17 protein-coding genes are annotated in these 14966 nt (G+C 59.3%); 10 read left to right on the top strand and 7 right to left on the bottom strand.

The window, feature by feature from the left end; all coding sequences use genetic code 11:
- The first annotated feature begins 317 nt into the window (after nt 1–317).
- Both ACMGGW_RS12620 and ACMGGW_RS12615 read left to right on the top strand, forming a co-directional pair.
- A complete protein-coding gene (locus ACMGGW_RS12620) occupies nt 318–722 on the top strand; it encodes a hypothetical protein (RefSeq protein WP_025303133.1) in 405 nt (134 codons plus the stop codon).
- A complete protein-coding gene (locus tag ACMGGW_RS12615; protein ID WP_197824836.1) occupies nt 719–2680 on the top strand; it encodes an FKBP-type peptidyl-prolyl cis-trans isomerase N-terminal domain-containing protein in 1962 nt (653 codons plus the stop codon). Before ACMGGW_RS12620 ends, ACMGGW_RS12615 begins: the two co-directional genes overlap by 4 nt.
- Before the next feature lie 36 nt (nt 2681–2716).
- On the opposite strand, the gene cmoB is transcribed toward ACMGGW_RS12615, so the two are convergent.
- The 5 genes from cmoB to ACMGGW_RS12590 all read right to left on the bottom strand — a co-directional run bounded on the left by cmoB (nt 2717) and on the right by ACMGGW_RS12590 (nt 6476).
- Entirely contained in the window at nt 2717–3688 is a 972-nt protein-coding gene (cmoB, locus tag ACMGGW_RS12610; RefSeq protein WP_197770681.1) for a tRNA 5-methoxyuridine(34)/uridine 5-oxyacetic acid(34) synthase CmoB, read from the bottom strand.
- A complete protein-coding gene (gene cmoA, locus ACMGGW_RS12605) occupies nt 3685–4428 on the bottom strand; it encodes a carboxy-S-adenosyl-L-methionine synthase CmoA (RefSeq protein WP_049209177.1) in 744 nt (247 codons plus the stop codon). The genes cmoB and cmoA overlap by 4 nt, the downstream gene beginning before the upstream one ends.
- A 102-nt stretch (nt 4429–4530) precedes the next feature.
- Entirely contained in the window at nt 4531–4926 is a 396-nt protein-coding gene (locus tag ACMGGW_RS12600; protein WP_004932387.1) for an MAPEG family protein, read from the bottom strand.
- Nucleotides 4927–5028: 102 nt separating this feature from the next.
- Nucleotides 5029–5844 carry a DUF72 domain-containing protein gene (locus ACMGGW_RS12595; protein ID WP_089180536.1) on the bottom strand — a complete coding sequence of 272 codons (816 nt, stop codon included), beginning with the start codon at nt 5842–5844 and terminating at the stop codon, nt 5029–5031.
- A 53-nt stretch (nt 5845–5897) separates the two neighbouring features.
- Entirely contained in the window at nt 5898–6476 is a 579-nt protein-coding gene (locus ACMGGW_RS12590; RefSeq protein ID WP_043143030.1) for a hydrolase, read from the bottom strand.
- A 215-nt stretch (nt 6477–6691) separates the two neighbouring features.
- On the opposite strand from ACMGGW_RS12590, the gene ACMGGW_RS12585 reads away from it, so the two are divergent.
- The 7 genes from ACMGGW_RS12585 to ruvB all read left to right on the top strand — a co-directional run bounded on the left by ACMGGW_RS12585 (nt 6692) and on the right by ruvB (nt 12320).
- Entirely contained in the window at nt 6692–6922 is a 231-nt protein-coding gene (locus tag ACMGGW_RS12585) for an FmdB family zinc ribbon protein (RefSeq protein WP_320204121.1), read from the top strand.
- A gap of 74 nt (nt 6923–6996) precedes the next feature.
- Complete coding sequence (gene aspS, locus ACMGGW_RS12580) at nt 6997–8781, top strand: aspartate--tRNA ligase (RefSeq protein WP_025303127.1); 1785 nt, start codon at nt 6997–6999, stop codon at nt 8779–8781.
- Nucleotides 8781–9227: a dihydroneopterin triphosphate diphosphatase gene (gene nudB / locus ACMGGW_RS12575; RefSeq protein WP_004932373.1), complete on the top strand. Its 447-nt coding sequence runs from the start codon at nt 8781–8783 to the stop codon at nt 9225–9227. The genes aspS and nudB overlap by 1 nt, the downstream gene beginning before the upstream one ends.
- 19 nt (nt 9228–9246) lie before the next feature.
- The gene (locus ACMGGW_RS12570; RefSeq protein ID WP_004932370.1) at nt 9247–9990 is read left to right on the top strand and encodes a YebC/PmpR family DNA-binding transcriptional regulator; all 744 of its coding nucleotides are present in this window, start codon (nt 9247–9249) and stop codon (nt 9988–9990) included.
- 57 nt (nt 9991–10047) lie between these two features.
- Entirely contained in the window at nt 10048–10569 is a 522-nt protein-coding gene (gene ruvC, locus ACMGGW_RS12565; RefSeq protein ID WP_004932367.1) for a crossover junction endodeoxyribonuclease RuvC, read from the top strand.
- 112 nt (nt 10570–10681) lie between these two features.
- The gene (ruvA, locus tag ACMGGW_RS12560; protein WP_025303126.1) at nt 10682–11296 is read left to right on the top strand and encodes a Holliday junction branch migration protein RuvA; all 615 of its coding nucleotides are present in this window, start codon (nt 10682–10684) and stop codon (nt 11294–11296) included.
- A gap of 19 nt (nt 11297–11315) precedes the next feature.
- Entirely contained in the window at nt 11316–12320 is a 1005-nt protein-coding gene (gene ruvB / locus ACMGGW_RS12555; protein ID WP_049209179.1) for a Holliday junction branch migration DNA helicase RuvB, read from the top strand.
- Between the two features lie 61 nt (nt 12321–12381).
- Here ruvB and znuB read toward each other — a convergent pair whose 3' ends face one another.
- Nucleotides 12382–13167 (bottom strand): zinc ABC transporter permease subunit ZnuB, encoded by a 786-nt coding sequence (znuB, locus tag ACMGGW_RS12550; RefSeq protein ID WP_025303124.1) that lies wholly within the window; start codon nt 13165–13167, stop codon nt 12382–12384.
- Nucleotides 13164–13922, bottom strand: a complete 759-nt coding sequence (gene znuC, locus ACMGGW_RS12545) for a zinc ABC transporter ATP-binding protein ZnuC (protein WP_004932357.1) — start codon at nt 13920–13922, stop codon at nt 13164–13166. The genes znuB and znuC overlap by 4 nt, the downstream gene beginning before the upstream one ends.
- Before the next feature lie 78 nt (nt 13923–14000).
- Here znuC and znuA point away from each other — a divergent pair, with 78 nt between their 5' ends.
- Nucleotides 14001–14945, top strand: a complete 945-nt coding sequence (znuA, locus tag ACMGGW_RS12540; protein ID WP_025303123.1) for a zinc ABC transporter substrate-binding protein ZnuA — start codon at nt 14001–14003, stop codon at nt 14943–14945.
- Nucleotides 14946–14966 lie beyond the last annotated feature (21 nt).

Here is a 14966-nt window from a genome sequence, read left to right as displayed (position 1 = left end):
ATTGGCCTGGTACCTTGTAAAGACGCAGCACCGTTTCAACGCTGTTATTCGGTCGGCGGCCCCATCTCTTCTTGCGCTCGCTATGCCCTGCTGATAAATTTGTGAGTTAAAATCCTTTAAATATCATGATATTAAATGATTTTTTGGTATTTATTTGCGTGGTGAATGATTTGCGCTCTGCCGCTCATTATCGCGTCTGCATTTTATACCTGCTCACCGCCGGTTTTATGGCCGGAACATCACAGCATCAATTGAGGAGAGCCGTCGGCGCAGCCACAGAACACGCCGACGGCGGACTTTACAAGGAGATAACGATAATGACCCGAACGGCACACTGTTTGACCGCTGCACTTTTGCTGACGTTGGCCCTGACCGGCTGCCAGACCGCCAAGCGGCCTGTTTCTACATTAAGTAAGCCGCCCAGCGCGGAAGAAGTTGCCGAGCAAGACAAACGGCAGCGTGAAGCTGAGCGCATGCAGCAGTGCCAGCGCGAACTGGATGCCATGCGCGGTATGGATAACGAAAAATACCAAAAATTCAAACGCGAGTTCGATACTTTGATGGGCGGCGCGGCGCAGTATGCCGGGGTACGCCAGCGGGTCAACACGGGCACGCAGGAAACCGTTGACGCCCTGTATCGTTATCGCACCAGCCGTCTGTGCGCAGACATCAGTTCTGCCATGATGACCGGCCTGGCTGAGCGCGGAGAACGCGCCCAATGACTCTCCGTGCGAGAAAGGCGCTACTGAGCCTGATGATAGCGTTGGCGTTTGCGCCGGCGGTGGTCGCTGCGGATGACGACGTGCCGGCGTTATTGCAGTTTGCCGAGCGCTATCAGCGGCAAGATGCACCGGCAGCGGATACCGCAGTCACTCAATCCCAGGCCCCACAAAAGTCAGCATCCCGGCCGATTCAAACGCGTGAGACGGCGGCGCATAAGAAGCAGCTGGCGCAGTGGCAAAAGGCGCTGCGCGAGAAAGAGGCCCGATTGGAGCAACAGCAGGCGGTAATTCAATCACTGCAGCAGGAGCTGACCGCGTTGCGCGTCGCGTCCACCCTGACGGCTGCCGACAAACCGTCACCGGCGCCCGATCTGAGCGCGTTGAGCAACTTCGCCAGCGGCGTGCGGCAGGCGCTGAACCTGACGCCGCAGGAGCGTAAGGCTCAGGCGCAGATCGCCGAAACGCAAGCGGCGTTAGCGCGGCAAAAGCAACAAACCGCGGAGCGCGATCGGCGTATTGCCTTGCTGGAACAACGGCTGGCGGTGCTGCCTGGCCAGGCGGATAACGCCTGGCAGGAGAAATTGGCCGCGGTGCAGACCGCCCACGATAAAGCGCGCCAACGTTATGAGCAGGATAAAAAAGCGGCCGCCGCTGAGCTGGAACAGCAGAAGGCCGAGGCTGCAAGGCTAACGGGCGAACTGCAGCAGCAGCTGGCGAAACTGCAAAAAGAGCAGGAGAGTCAACGGCAGCAGGGGGGGCAGCAAGAGCAAAGCCTGAAGACGGCGCTGGCGCAGCAAAAGGCCGAAACCGCCAAGGCTGCGGGTGAACTTCAGCAGCAGCTGGCGCAGGTGCAAAAAGAGAGGGATATCGTACGCCAACAGGCTGAGCAGCAAGAAAAAAGCCTGAAGACGGCGCTGGCGCAGCAAAAGGCCGAAACCGCCAAGGCTGCGGGTGAACTTCAGCAGCAGCTGGCGCAGGTGCAAAAAGAGAGGGATATCGTACGCCAACAGGCCGAGCGGCAAGAAAAAAGCCTGAAGACGGCGCTGGCGCAGCAAAAGGCGGAAGCCGCCAAGGCTGCGGGTGAACTTCAACAGCAGCTGGCAACGCTGCAGGGAAAAAACAAAACGCAAACCGAGCAGGCTAAGGCGCTGGAACAGCGTCTGGCGGCGCTGACGACGGAAAACGCGCAGACAGTGCAGCTACGGAATAAAGCGGCGCAACAGGCGGATAAAACGGCGACGGAGCTGGCGGCCGCGCAACAGGCACAGCAAGCCTTGCGCGAGGAACTGGATGGGCTGAGATCGCGGGCTAAATGGCTGCCGGAGAGTCAGACGCTCAAGAAAAAGCCGGAGCAACAGAGCTACGCCGCCGGTGTCGCTTTGGGGCGCGATATTCAAACGATGCTGGCGGAACGTAAAAATTGGGGTATCACGCCCGACAAAACCGTGCTGCTGGCGGGCGTGATCGATACCTTCAGCGGCCATTACCAGTTGAGCGATGCGCAGTTGACCAGCGCACTGGCGGAGTCGGAAAAAGCGGTAAATGACGCCAGAAACCAGGCGGCGAAGACGCAGACCAGCAAGGGTGAGGCGTTCGTCGCTGAGTTTAAAAAGAAGAAGGGTACGCAGAAGTCGCCTGCCGGTTTCTGGTATCGCATCGATTATGCGGGTGATGAGGCCATTAAGGAAAACGCGCGGGTGGACATCGTGGTGAAAGAAAGTTTAACCGACGGTCGCGTGATTCAGGATATGGATCGCAGTGGGAAGGTGATGTCCCAGCCGCTCTCCGCCTATCCGCCGTTGTTCCGCGAGGCGATCGGCCACCTGAAAAATCACGGCTCGCTGACGATGGTGGTGCCGCCGGCGTTGGCGTACGGTGAAACCGGCTATGCGCCGCAGATCCCGCCGAACGCGACGATGGTCTATGAGCTGCGAATTGTCGATGTCAGTAACGGGTGAATTCGGGCCGGCGCAGGCCGGCCTGATTAGCGAGTACTAGGGTTTTTTGGCGGTCAGTACGGCGCGCAGGGGCGCCGGATAGCCTTCGACCGTTTTGCTGCGATCGTTCGGATCGAGGAAGTCGGCCAGCGACTCGCTGGTCATCCAGTCGGTGCGGCGCTGCTCCTCGAGGCTAGTGACGCACATATCGGCGATCTTCACGTCGACGAAGCCACACTTCTCCAGCCAGCATTTCAGCGCTTCGGCGGAAGGGATGAAATACACGTTGCGCATCTGCGCATAACGATCGCCCGGCACCAGCACCTGGTGGCGATCGCCTTCCACCACCAGCGTTTCCAGCACCAGTTCACCTTCAGCCACCAGCTGGTTCTTCAACTGATACAGATGATCAAGCGGCGAGCGGCGGTGATACAGCACCCCCATCGAGAACACGGTGTCGAACGCCGCCAAATCTGGCAACTGCTCGATGCCGAGCGGCAGCAGGTGGGCGCGCTGATCGCCGCCCAACAGCTTGCGCACCGCTTCGAACTGGCATAGGAACAGCTGCATGGGATCGATGCCTACGGCGAAGTGGGCACCGGCGCCGATCATGCGCCACAGGTGATAACCACTGCCGCAGCCAACGTCGAGAATGGTGCGGCCGGCCAGCGGAGAAATGTGCGGCAGCACGCGATCCCACTTCCAGTCGGAATGCCATTCGGTATCGATATCGATGCCATACAGCGAGAACGGCCCTTTACGCCACGGCATCAGGGTGCGCAGCATTTTCTCGATGCCTTCGAGCTGGCCCGGCGACAGGCCGGGCTCCATTTCGGCGCGCACGCCGTGCAGCAGATCGAGGCGGGTTGGGGTCAGCGTCGGCAAATGTTCTACCGAGTTGAACCACTGTTTGAATTTGCCGTGCAGCGATTCGCGTTGCCAGGCGCTGAGCTGCGCGGGCAGGGTATCCAACCAATGGCTGAGGGGACTCTTGGCAATATGCTGATAGAAATCACCGAACTCGATCATTGCGCCTCTCCCGCTTTCAGGGCGATCAGCGAACCGAAGTTGAAGCACTGGAACCACACTTCGGCATGCTCGAACCCGGCCTGTTGCAGTCGCGCTTTGTGCGCTTCTACCGAGTCGGTGAGCATCACATTTTCCAGCATGCTGCGTTTTTGGCTGATCTCCAGCTCGCTGTACCCGTTAGCGCGTTTGAAATCGTGATGCATGTTGAACAGCAGTTCGCCGACTTCGGCGTCTTCAAAGCTGAATTTCTCCGACAGCACCAGTGCGCCGCCTGGGCGCAGGCCGCGATAGATTTTCTCCAGCAGACGCAGGCGATCGGCCGGCTCGAGGAACTGCAGCGTAAAGTTCAGCACCACCATCGAGGCGTTTTCGATGTCGATGTCGCGAATGTCGGCTTCGATGATGTCGACCGGCGTGTCGGCGCGGAAGGCGTCGATATGGCGGCGGCAACGTTCCACCATCGCCGGCGAATTGTCGACGGCGATGATAGTGCAGCCTGGCACCTTGATATTCCGCCGCATCGACAGCGTCGCCGCGCCCAGCGAGCAGCCCAAGTCATACACCCGGCTGTCGGGTTGCACAAAGCGTTCGGCTAGCATGCCGATCATCGAGATGATGTTGGAATAGCCGGGAACGGAGCGTTGGATCATGTCGGGAAACACTTCGGCGACGCGTTCGTCGAAGGTCCAGTCGCCCAGTTTGGCGATGGGGGCGGAGAAAAGGGTATCGCGGTTTGGCATAGCGGCAAATCAGTTCAGAATTCGAAGCTGCGTAGTCTAACAGAAAAGCGTAAAAAAGCGGAGCGGAAGCAGGCGGCGCGGCCGCCTGATGATAAAACGGGATCAATGCAGGCTGAAAATTAGATCCCAGGGCAGATAGAAGATATTTGCCAGAACCATCAACAACAAAGAGATATAGGTCGCGGCCATGCCTGAACGACGCCAGCGAACCTCGCGGTTGCGCAAACCGTAGTAATGCACCAGTCGCCCGGCCATCAGCATCAGGCCGCAAAGGTGAATCATCCAGATTTCCGCGCCGTTCATCTCCATGATCACCAGCAATACGGCAGCGATAGGAATGTATTCAACGGCGTTGCCATGCACGCGGATGGCGGTCTGCAATTCGTAAAAACCGCCGTCGCCGTAGGCTACGCGGTACTGCATCCTTAATCTGACTACGTCATAAGAGAGTTTGATCAACAACAATGCGCCGAGCACTACATAAAGCGCGCTTACCATTTTTAACTCCGTTCCCTAACCAAAACTGGCAGCCAGCATCATAGCCGTCATTGTATTCACTGTCGCGGGGAAATATTTGATGTTATTGGTCAGATTAATAGGTCAAAACAGTGCATCTTGCTCTGGCCAGTCCGGCGGCGCAGGCAAATCGGGGATCGCCCGGCGCAGCTGCTGCCAAATTTTTTGCGCTTGCTGGGGTGAATCGCCGTTGTCCGGCGTATGAATAAACAGATACGGTTGATGTTGTTGCTGCCACAGCGGCAGTTTTTGCTGCCAGGCTTCGAACCAGCGCAGGTTGTCGGCCAATTGGTCGCCGCCGATAAAGCGCACCAGCGGTTGGTCGGCGGTGACCAGAGCGTGCACCGGCAGCTTCGGTTTTTTCTGCTGGGCATCGCGCACGGCGGCGGTATGGGGGGCGGCGTGATGCACCGGGCGGCTGTCGAGGATCACCCGATTGATGCCGCGCTGATGCAGCCCCTGATTCAACGCGCGCTCTTCCTCGCCTTTGGCGAAAAAAGCCGGATGACGCACTTCGACGCCGTAGGTGAATTCCTGCGGCAGGCTTTCGAAGAACTGCCACATGCGCGGCAGCTCGTCGGGGCCGAAGGCGGCGGGCAACTGCAGCCACAATTGCCCGATGCGTTGATGCACCGGGCTCAGGCAGTGGTAAAACGCCTGCAGCTCGGCGGCGCAGTTGCGCAGGGCGGCCTTATGGCTGATGTCCGACGGGAATTTGAAGCAGAAGCGAAAATCGTCGCCGGTCATGTCGCGCCAGCGCTGCACGATGTCCAGCTTTGGCAGCGCGTAGAAGGTGGTATTGCCTTCCACGCAGTTGAAGTAGCGGCTGTAATCCGCCAAGTCACGCAGCCCGATACGATTCCAGGCTGAATGTTGCCACTGGGGCAGTCCGATGTAGATCACGGCGTCGTCTTCCTTTACTTATCCTTGGCTTATCAGGCTACAACTTAACGTTACCGGTCGAGCGCGGCAAGAATTTCGCCGGTGTCGCGCACTCGCGCCAAACGCGGGAAGATGTGTTCGAACGCGAAACGGTGCATTTCCGCGTTCTGCGCGCTGCAGACGTCTTCGGCGATCACCAGCTCATAGCCGTGTTCCCAGGCGGCGCGGGCGGTGGATTCCACGCCGATATTGGTGGAAATACCGCCCAGCACCACAGACTTGATGCCGCGACGGCGCAGCTGCAAGTCCAGATCGGTGCCGTAGAAGGCGCCCCATTGGCGCTTGGTGATCAGAATATCGCTGTCGCAGACCGCCAGCGGCGCGGGGAACTCCCACCAGCTGGCCGGCAAACCGCCGGCGGGCGCGGGAGCCGGTTTATCCACCGGTTGTTTCAGCGCTTCGGCGAAGGAGTCTGACCAACCGACGCGCACCAACAGCACCGGCGCGCCTAGCAGACGAAAACGCGCGGCCAGCAGGGCGGCGTTCGCCACCACCTGCTCGGCGCCGTGCGGGCCGCCGGCGTAGGGCAGAATGCCATTTTGCAAATCGATCAGCACCAGAGCGGTGGTTTGGGCGTCAAGTTTCAGCATGGATTTCATCTCGTTGCGAAGTGGATAAAAACTGTTCGGCGCGTCGGGCGAGCTGCGTTCGGCGCAAAACCGGGGGAGAATCAGGCTACGTGAAAAAACTGTCGCAGGTTAATGGGAAATTTGTTAACCGATGTGTTGATTCGAGCAAAAACGCGCCATTTAGTGCAGTAACAATGCTGTGTTCGCACTTATCGGGCGGATGAATTTCCTTTATAATGACTCCCTTTTTTCAACACTCTTTAATCCAACGACCTATGCCGATTTATGAATATGCATGTGGTGCTTGCAACCATCGGTTAGAGAAATTGCAAAAATTTTCCGATGCGCCGCTGGCAGACTGCCCGGCGTGTGGGCAGCCCGCGTTGACCAAGTTGATTTCATCCTCCGGCTTCCAGCTTAAGGGCACCGGGTGGTATGCGACGGATTTTAAACCGGGTAACAAGTAGAATTTATCAGATAACAGCCGCGCGACAGGGGCGCAGTAGCCCGGCGCGGCATCGGCTGTGTAAAAGGATAGCGTATGCGTACTGAATATTGCGGACAGTTGAATCTGTCCCACGTGGGCCAGGAAGTCACTCTGTGTGGTTGGGTCAATCGTCGTCGCGATCTCGGCGGCCTGATCTTTATTGATATGCGCGACCGCGAAGGCATCGTGCAGGTGTTCTTCGATCCGGACGAGAAAGTGGCGTTCGACAAGGCCTACGACCTGCGCAATGAGTTCTGCATCCAGATCGTCGGCACCGTGCGTGCGCGTCCGGACAGCCAGATCAATAAAGATATGGCCACCGGCGAAGTGGAAGTGTTTGCCCACGCGCTGGAGATCATCAACCGCTCCGAGCCGCTGCCGCTGGACTCCAACCAGGTCAACAGTGAAGAAGCGCGCCTGAAATACCGCTACCTGGATCTGCGCCGCCCGGAAATGGCTGAGCGTCTGAAGACCCGCGCCAAAATCACCAGCTTCGTACGCCGCTTCATGGACAGCCATGGCTTCCTCGATATCGAAACGCCGATGCTGACCAAGGCGACGCCGGAAGGCGCCCGCGATTACCTGGTGCCAAGCCGCGTGCACAAGGGCAAATTCTACGCGCTGCCACAGTCTCCGCAGCTGTTCAAACAGCTGCTGATGATGTCCGGCTTCGATCGTTACTATCAGATCGTCAAATGCTTCCGTGACGAAGACCTGCGTGCGGACCGTCAGCCTGAATTCACCCAGATCGACGTCGAAACCTCCTTCATGACCGCCGATCAGGTGCGTGAAGTGATGGAGAAACTGGCGCGCGAGCTGTGGCTGGACGTGAAGGGCGTGGATCTGGGCGATTTCCCGGTCATGACCTTCGCCGAAGCGATGCGTCGCTTTGGCTCCGACAAGCCGGACCTGCGTAACCCGCTGGAGCTGGTGGACGTGGCCGACCTGGTCAAAGACGTCGAGTTTAAAGTGTTCTCCGGCCCGGCTAACGACGCCAAAGGCCGCGTGGCGGCAATCCGCGTACCGGGCGGCGCACAGCTGACACGCAAGCAGATCGACGAGTACGGCGCTTTCGTCAACATCTACGGCGCGAAAGGCCTGGCCTGGCTGAAGGTCAACGACCGCGCCGCCGGCATGGAAGGCGTGCAGAGCCCGATCGCCAAATTCCTCAGCGCGGAAGTGCTGGAAGCTGTCCTGGCGCGCACCAACGCGCAGACCGGCGACATCCTGTTCTTCGGCGCAGACAGTTTCAAGATTGTCACCGACGCGATGGGCGCGCTGCGCCTGAAGCTGGGTCGCGATCTGGGGCTGACCCAACTCGACAGCTGGGCGCCGCTGTGGGTGGTCGACTTCCCGATGTTCGAAGAAGACGAAGAGGGCGGCTTGGCGGCGATGCACCACCCGTTCACCTCGCCGCGCGACATGAGCCCGGAAGAGCTGGCGGCAGCGCCGGTCAACGCTATCGCCAACGCCTATGACATGGTGATCAACGGTTACGAAGTGGGCGGCGGTTCGGTACGTATTCACCGCAGCGAAATGCAGCAGACGGTATTCAGCATTCTGGGCATTAACGAACATGAACAGCGCGAGAAGTTCGGCTTCCTGCTGGACGCGCTGAAGTACGGTACGCCGCCGCACGCCGGCCTGGCCTTCGGCCTGGATCGTCTGGTGATGCTGCTGACCGGCACCGACAACATCCGCGACGTGATCGCCTTCCCGAAAACCACCGCGGCGGCCTGTCTGATGACCGACGCACCGAGCTTCGCCAACCCGGCGTCGCTGCAGGAGCTGGCGATCAGCGTGGTAAAGAAAGCCGGTGCGGAACAAGAGAGCGAGTGATGAGTTATAAGCGCCCTGAATCTATCCTGGTAGTGATTTACGCGAAATCCAGTGGTCGGGTGCTGATGTTACAGCGGCGCGACGATACCGAGTTCTGGCAGTCGGTCACCGGCAGCCTGGAACAGGATGAGTCACCGCCGCATGCCGCGCGGCGTGAAGTCATGGAAGAAGTCGGCATCGATATCGAAGCAGAGCACCTGCCGTTGTTCGATTGCCAACGCTGCGTGGAGTTTGAACTCTTTGTCCATTTGCGACATCGCTATGCGCCGGGAACCACGCGCAATAAAGAGCACTGGTTCTGTCTGGCGTTGCCCGAGGAGCGCGATCCGGTGATTACCGAGCACCACGCTTACCAATGGCTTGAGGCGGCCGAAGCCGTGAAGTTGACCAAGTCATGGAGCAATCAGCAGGCGATTGAAGAGTTCGTGATCAATTCAGTCCAGTAGTTTTTTTCGGAGATTTTTTATGGCAGGTCATAGTAAGTGGGCCAACACAAAGCACCGTAAAGCGGCGCAGGACGCCAAGCGCGGTAAAATTTTCACCAAGATTATTCGTGAGCTGGTCACTGCCGCGAAGCTGGGCGGCGGCGATCCGGATTCCAACCCGCGTCTGCGCGCGGCGATGGACAAGGCGCTGTCGAACAACATGACGCGCGACACCATGAACCGTGCGATCGCGCGCGGCGTGGGCGGCGATGATGATACCAATATGGAAACCATCATCTATGAAGGTTACGGCCCTGGCGGCACCGCCGTCATGATCGAATGCCTGAGTGACAACCGCAACCGCACCGTGGCGGAAGTGCGTCACGCTTTCACCAAGTGTGGCGGCAACCTCGGTACCGACGGTTCCGTAGCTTATCTGTTCACCAAGAAGGGCGTGATCACTTACGCACCGGGCCTGGATGAAGACAGCGTGATGGAAGCGGCGCTGGAAGCCGGTGCGGAAGACATCGTGACCTATGACGATGGTGCCATCGACGTGTTCACCGCCTGGGAAAGCCTGGGCGCGGTGAAAGACGCGCTGACCGCGGCGGGCTTCGAGGCCGAAGCGGCGGAAGTGTCGATGATCCCATCGACCAAGGCCGACATGGACGCGGAAACCGCGCCTAAGCTGTTGCGTCTGATCGATATGCTGGAAGACTGCGACGACGTGCAGGAAGTTTACCATAACGGTGAAATCTCCGACGAAGTGGCGGCGACGCTGTAATCCGGTAAAACGGGCGCCGCCGTTCGGCGGCGCCGTGCATGCAAGGTGGATGTAGATATGGCGATCATACTCGGTATCGATCCCGGTTCACGCGTCACCGGCTATGGCCTTATCCGCCAGCAGGGGCGTCAGTTGAGCTATATCGCCAGCGGCTGCATCCGCACGGTGGTGGACGACATGCCGACGCGGCTGAAGCTGATTTACGCCGGCGTCAGTGAGATCATCACCCAGTTTCAGCCCGACTTCTTCGCCATCGAACAGGTGTTTATGGCTAAGAATCCGGATTCGGCGCTCAAGCTTGGCCAGGCACGCGGCGTCGCGATCGTGGCGGCGGTGAATCAGAATCTGGAAGTGTTCGAGTATGCGGCGCGGCAGGTCAAACAGACCGTGGTCGGCACCGGTGCGGCCGAAAAGGCGCAGGTACAGCACATGGTGCGCTCGCTGCTCAAACTCTCGGCCAACCCGCAGGCGGACGCCGCCGATGCTCTGGCTATCGCCATCACCCACTGCCACCTCAGCCAGAACGTGCTGCGGATGAGCGAAGGGCGGTTGAACCTGGCGCGCGGGCGTTTGCGCTGACGCAAAGCGATGATTGCTCAGGCTGGATATTCATCCAGCCTTTTTTATGTTATAAGCTTTACCAGCAACGGCATGGCAGGGCGCCATGCCCGGTCATTCTGCAGGAGGGTAAATGATAGGTCGTCTCAGAGGAAATATTCTGGAAAAGCAGCCGCCGCTGGTGTTACTGGAGGCGAACGGCGTGGGCTACGAGGTACACATGCCGATGACCTGCTTTTACGAGCTGCCTGAACTGGGGCAAGAGGCCATCGTGTTTACCCACTTCGTGGTGCGTGAAGACGCGCAGCTGCTGTACGGTTTCAACGACAAGCAGGAGCGTGCGCTGTTCCGCGAGCTGATCAAGGTCAACGGCGTCGGGCCGAAGCTGGCGCTGGCGATCCTGTCAGGCATGTCCGCGCAGCAGTTCGTCAGCGCGGTGGAGCGTGAAGAGATCACCGCACTGGTCAAGCTGCCGGGCGTGGGCAAAAAAACCGCCGAGCGCCTGGTGGTAGAGATGAAAGACCGCTTCAAAGGGCTTAACGGCGACCTGTTCAACAGCAGCAGCGAGATCAGCCTGCCGTCCGCCGCCGACAACGCGCCGGAAGCGGACGCGGAAGCCGAAGCCGTTTCGGCGCTGGTGGCGCTGGGCTACAAGCCACAGGAAGCGAGTCGCATGGTCAGCAAAATTGCCAAACCGGGCGCCGACTGCGAGACCCTGATCCGCGACGCGTTGCGCGCTGCTTTGTAAGGCCGCTAAGAGGTAGATAATGATTGAAGCCGATCGCCTGATCTCCGCCGAACCGATCAACGAGGAAGAAGTCCTCGATCGCGCCATTCGTCCCAAGCTGTTGACTGAATACGTGGGTCAGCCGCACGTACGCGAGCAGATGGAGATCTTCATCCAGGCGGCCAAGCAGCGCGGCGACGCGCTCGACCACCTGCTGATCTTTGGCCCGCCGGGGCTGGGGAAAACCACCCTGGCCAACATCGTGGCCAACGAAATGGGCGTGAATCTGCGCACCACTTCCGGCCCGGTGCTGGAGAAGGCGGGCGATTTGGCGGCGATGCTGACCAACCTCGAACCGCACGACGTGTTATTCATCGACGAAATCCACCGTTTGTCACCGGTGGTGGAAGAAGTGCTGTATCCGGCGATGGAAGACTATCAGCTGGATATCATGATCGGCGAAGGGCCGGCGGCGCGTTCGATTAAGCTCGATCTGCCGCCGTTTACCTTGGTGGGTGCAACCACCCGCGCCGGTTCGCTGACCTCGCCGCTGCGCGATCGCTTCGGCATTGTCCAGCGGCTGGAGTTTTATCAGGTGGCGGATCTGCAGCATATCGTCTCACGCAGCGCCGGGTGCCTGGGGTTGGAGCTGTCCGACGAGGGCGCCCATGAGGTGGCCCGCCGCGCGCGCGGTACGCCGCGTATCGCCAACCGCCTGCTGCGCCGGGTGCGTGACTTCGCCGAAGTGCGCGCCAACGGCGTGATCAGCGGCGCAGTGGCGGCGCAGGCACTCGATATGCTCAACGTCGATGCCGAAGGCTTCGACTATATGGATCGCAAGCTGCTGCTGGCGATTATCGACAAGTTTACCGGCGGCCCGGTCGGGTTGGACAACCTGGCGGCGGCGATCGGCGAAGAGCGTGAAACCATCGAAGATGTGATCGAACCGTTCCTGATCCAGCAGGGCTTTATCCAGCGCACGCCGCGCGGCCGTTTGGCGACGCAGCATGCCTACCGGCATTTCGGCCTCGAACGCGAAGAGTAAATTTTTAATCCGCCAATAAGAAAGGGCCGCAGATGCGGCCCTTGTCATATCCCGGCTTTAATCAAGCCTGCTGTTTTTTGAACAGGCTCAGCGTGAACAGCACGGCGGCGCTCAGCACCACCGAAGGGCCGGCCGGCGTATCGTAAAATGCCGAGAAGGTCAGGCCGCCGGTGACGGCCACCATGCCGAGCAGCACTGCGACGCCCGCCATCTGCTCCGGCGTGCGTGCGAAGCGCCGAGCGGTGGCTGCCGGAATGATCAGCAGTGAGGTGATGATCAGCGCGCCGACGAATTTCATCGCCAGACCGATGGTCAAGGCGGTGACCAGCATCAACACGGTGCGTGCGCGCACCAGATTAACGCCGTCGACGTGCGCCAGCTCCGGGCTGATGGTCATCGACAGCAGATCGCGCCACTGCCACCACAGCACCAACAGCACCACGGCGACGCCGCCGGCAATCATCACGATATCGCTCAGCGTAACCGACAGTAGATCGCCGAACAGGTAGGCCATCAGATCGACCCGCACGTTAGACATCAACGCCACCACCACCAGTCCCAGCGACAGGGCGCTATGCGCCAGAATGCCGAGCAGGGTATCCACTGAAAGCTGCGGGCGACGTTCCAGCCAAACCAGGGCCAGAGCCAGCAGCAGCGTAATGGCGATCACCGCATAGAAGGGGTTGATGTCGAGCAGCAGACCAAAGGCGACGCCGAGCAGCGAGGCGTGCGCCAGGGTATCACCAAAGTAGGACATGCGGCGCCAGACCACGAAGGAACCCAGCGGCCCGGCGGCGCTAGCCAGCAACACGCCGGCCAGCCAGCCGGGAAGTAACAGTTCAATCATGCTTCGCGGCTCCCGGTTTTCTTCAAGACAATTCTTCCCTGCAGATCGTGGCGGTGGTTGTGATGGTGGCGATACACCGCCAGCTGCTCTGCGCCGCGGTTGCCGAACATGGCGATGAATTCGGGATGCATCGAGACCACCTCCGGCGCGCCGGAGCAGCAGATGTGCTGATTGAGGCACAACACCTCGTCGGTTTTCGCCATCACCAGATGCAGATCGTGCGAGACCATCAGCACGGCGCACCCCAGCTCCTTGCGCAGCTGATCGATCAGATCGTACAGCGCCAGCTGGCCGTTGACGTCTACCCCTTGCGTGGGTTCGTCCAGCACCAGCAGCTGCGGTTTATTCAGCAGCGCTCGCGCCAGCAGCACGCGCTGGTTTTCACCGCCGGAGAGCTTTTGCATCGGCTGGTCGAGCAGGTGGGCGGCGTGCACGCGTTTGAGCGCCGGCAGAATGTCGGCTTTCTTTACGCCAGGTTTAAGACGCATAAAGCGGCTGACGGTCAGTGGCAGGGTGGCGTCGAGGTGCAGCTTTTGCGGCACATAGCCGATGCGCAGATCGGGCTCACGCTCCAGCGTGCCGGCGGTCGGTTTGACCAATCCCAGCACCACGCGCACCAGCGTGGATTTGCCCGCGCCGTTCGGGCCAAGCAGCGTGAGAATACGGCCGGGTTGCAGGCTGAGGGAAATGTTCGACAGCACCTTGCGGCTGCCGAAGGCGACGGAGATATTTTTTAGCGTTATCAGTGTAGACATCTCGAGATTACAGGTTGCAGAACGAAGCGAATGTTATAATATCACGCCTTGTTGATGAAAACGATGGGATTACTGATGATGGCAAAGAAAAATAAATGGCTGCAGCGTACGCTGTTGGCCAGCGCATTGTTGATGGCCGGCCCGCTGAGCAGCGCTTCCGCGGCGGTGGTGACCACGATTCGTCCGCTGGGCTTTATCGCTTCGGCGATCGCCGACGGCGTGACACCGACCGAGGTGTTGCTGCCGGACGGCGCTTCACCGCACGATTTTGCGCTGCGTCCTTCCGATATCCAGCGTTTGCGCTCTGCGGACCTGGTGCTATGGGTTGGGCCGGACATGGAAGCGTTCCTGAACAAGGCGCTGGTGCCTATCTCGGCAACCCGAAAGCTGGCTGTCAGCGAACTGCCGGCGGTGAAGCCATTGCTGATGAAAGGCGAAGATGACGACGATCATGATCATGCAGGTGAAGCGCATAACCATGCCGATGACGATCATGGGCATCATCACGGCGAGTACAATATGCACGTTTGGCTGTCGCCGGAGATAGCAAAAGTGACCGCGATCGCGATTCACGACAGATTGTTGGAACTTATGCCGCAAAATAAGGACAAATTAGACGCAAACCTGCGCCAGTTCGAGAATCTGCTGACGCAAACTGACAAAAATGTTGGTAACATGCTTACGCCTGTGCAAGGTAAGGGTTATTTTGTTTTTCATGATGCTTACGGCTACTTTGAGAAACACTACGGTTTGAGTCCGCTGGGCCATTTCACCGTCAATCCCGAAATTCAGCCTGGAGCACAGCGCCTACACCAAATTCGAACACAGTTGGTTGAGCAGAAAGCGGTATGCGTTTTTGCTGAGCCACAATTCAGGCCGGCCGTAATCAATGCCGTCGCCAAGGGTACCAAAGTGCGTTCCGGAACGCTGGACCCGCTGGGCATCGGCATCGCGCTGGGGAAGGACAGCTACGGGAAATTCCTGACTCAGCTGTCAAACCAGTACGTGAGCTGCCTGAAGTAAAGCTTATGAGGATAATATCGA

This window comes from Serratia sp. BNK-4 (assembly GCF_048685115.1).
Classification (GTDB): Bacteria; Pseudomonadota; Gammaproteobacteria; order Enterobacterales; family Enterobacteriaceae; genus Serratia; species Serratia bockelmannii.
Note: the sequence above shows the minus strand (reverse complement) of the source record. Positions and strands in the feature narration are given on the sequence as shown.

Bases quoted from the DNA above. Each gene is read 5' to 3' on its own strand.
- ACMGGW_RS12620 (WP_025303133.1), top strand. From the start codon at position 318: ATGACCCGAACGGCACACTGTTTGACCGCTGCACTTTTGCTGACGTTG.
- ACMGGW_RS12615 (WP_197824836.1), top strand. From the start codon at position 719: ATGACTCTCCGTGCGAGAAAGGCGCTACTGAGCCTGATGATAGCGTTG.
- cmoB (WP_197770681.1), bottom strand. From the start codon at position 3,688: ATGATCGAGTTCGGTGATTTCTATCAGCATATTGCCAAGAGTCCCCTC.
- cmoA (WP_049209177.1), bottom strand. From the start codon at position 4,428: ATGCCAAACCGCGATACCCTTTTCTCCGCCCCCATCGCCAAACTGGGC.
- ACMGGW_RS12600 (WP_004932387.1), bottom strand. From the start codon at position 4,926: ATGGTAAGCGCGCTTTATGTAGTGCTCGGCGCATTGTTGTTGATCAAA.
- ACMGGW_RS12590 (WP_043143030.1), bottom strand. From the start codon at position 6,476: ATGCTGAAACTTGACGCCCAAACCACCGCTCTGGTGCTGATCGATTTG.
- ACMGGW_RS12585 (WP_320204121.1), top strand. From the start codon at position 6,692: ATGACTCCCTTTTTTCAACACTCTTTAATCCAACGACCTATGCCGATT.
- aspS (WP_025303127.1), top strand. From the start codon at position 6,997: ATGCGTACTGAATATTGCGGACAGTTGAATCTGTCCCACGTGGGCCAG.
- nudB (WP_004932373.1), top strand. From the start codon at position 8,781: ATGAGTTATAAGCGCCCTGAATCTATCCTGGTAGTGATTTACGCGAAA.
- ACMGGW_RS12570 (WP_004932370.1), top strand. From the start codon at position 9,247: ATGGCAGGTCATAGTAAGTGGGCCAACACAAAGCACCGTAAAGCGGCG.
- ruvC (WP_004932367.1), top strand. From the start codon at position 10,048: ATGGCGATCATACTCGGTATCGATCCCGGTTCACGCGTCACCGGCTAT.
- ruvA (WP_025303126.1), top strand. From the start codon at position 10,682: ATGATAGGTCGTCTCAGAGGAAATATTCTGGAAAAGCAGCCGCCGCTG.
- ruvB (WP_049209179.1), top strand. From the start codon at position 11,316: ATGATTGAAGCCGATCGCCTGATCTCCGCCGAACCGATCAACGAGGAA.
- znuB (WP_025303124.1), bottom strand. From the start codon at position 13,167: ATGATTGAACTGTTACTTCCCGGCTGGCTGGCCGGCGTGTTGCTGGCT.
- znuC (WP_004932357.1), bottom strand. From the start codon at position 13,922: ATGTCTACACTGATAACGCTAAAAAATATCTCCGTCGCCTTCGGCAGC.
- znuA (WP_025303123.1), top strand. From the start codon at position 14,001: ATGGCAAAGAAAAATAAATGGCTGCAGCGTACGCTGTTGGCCAGCGCA.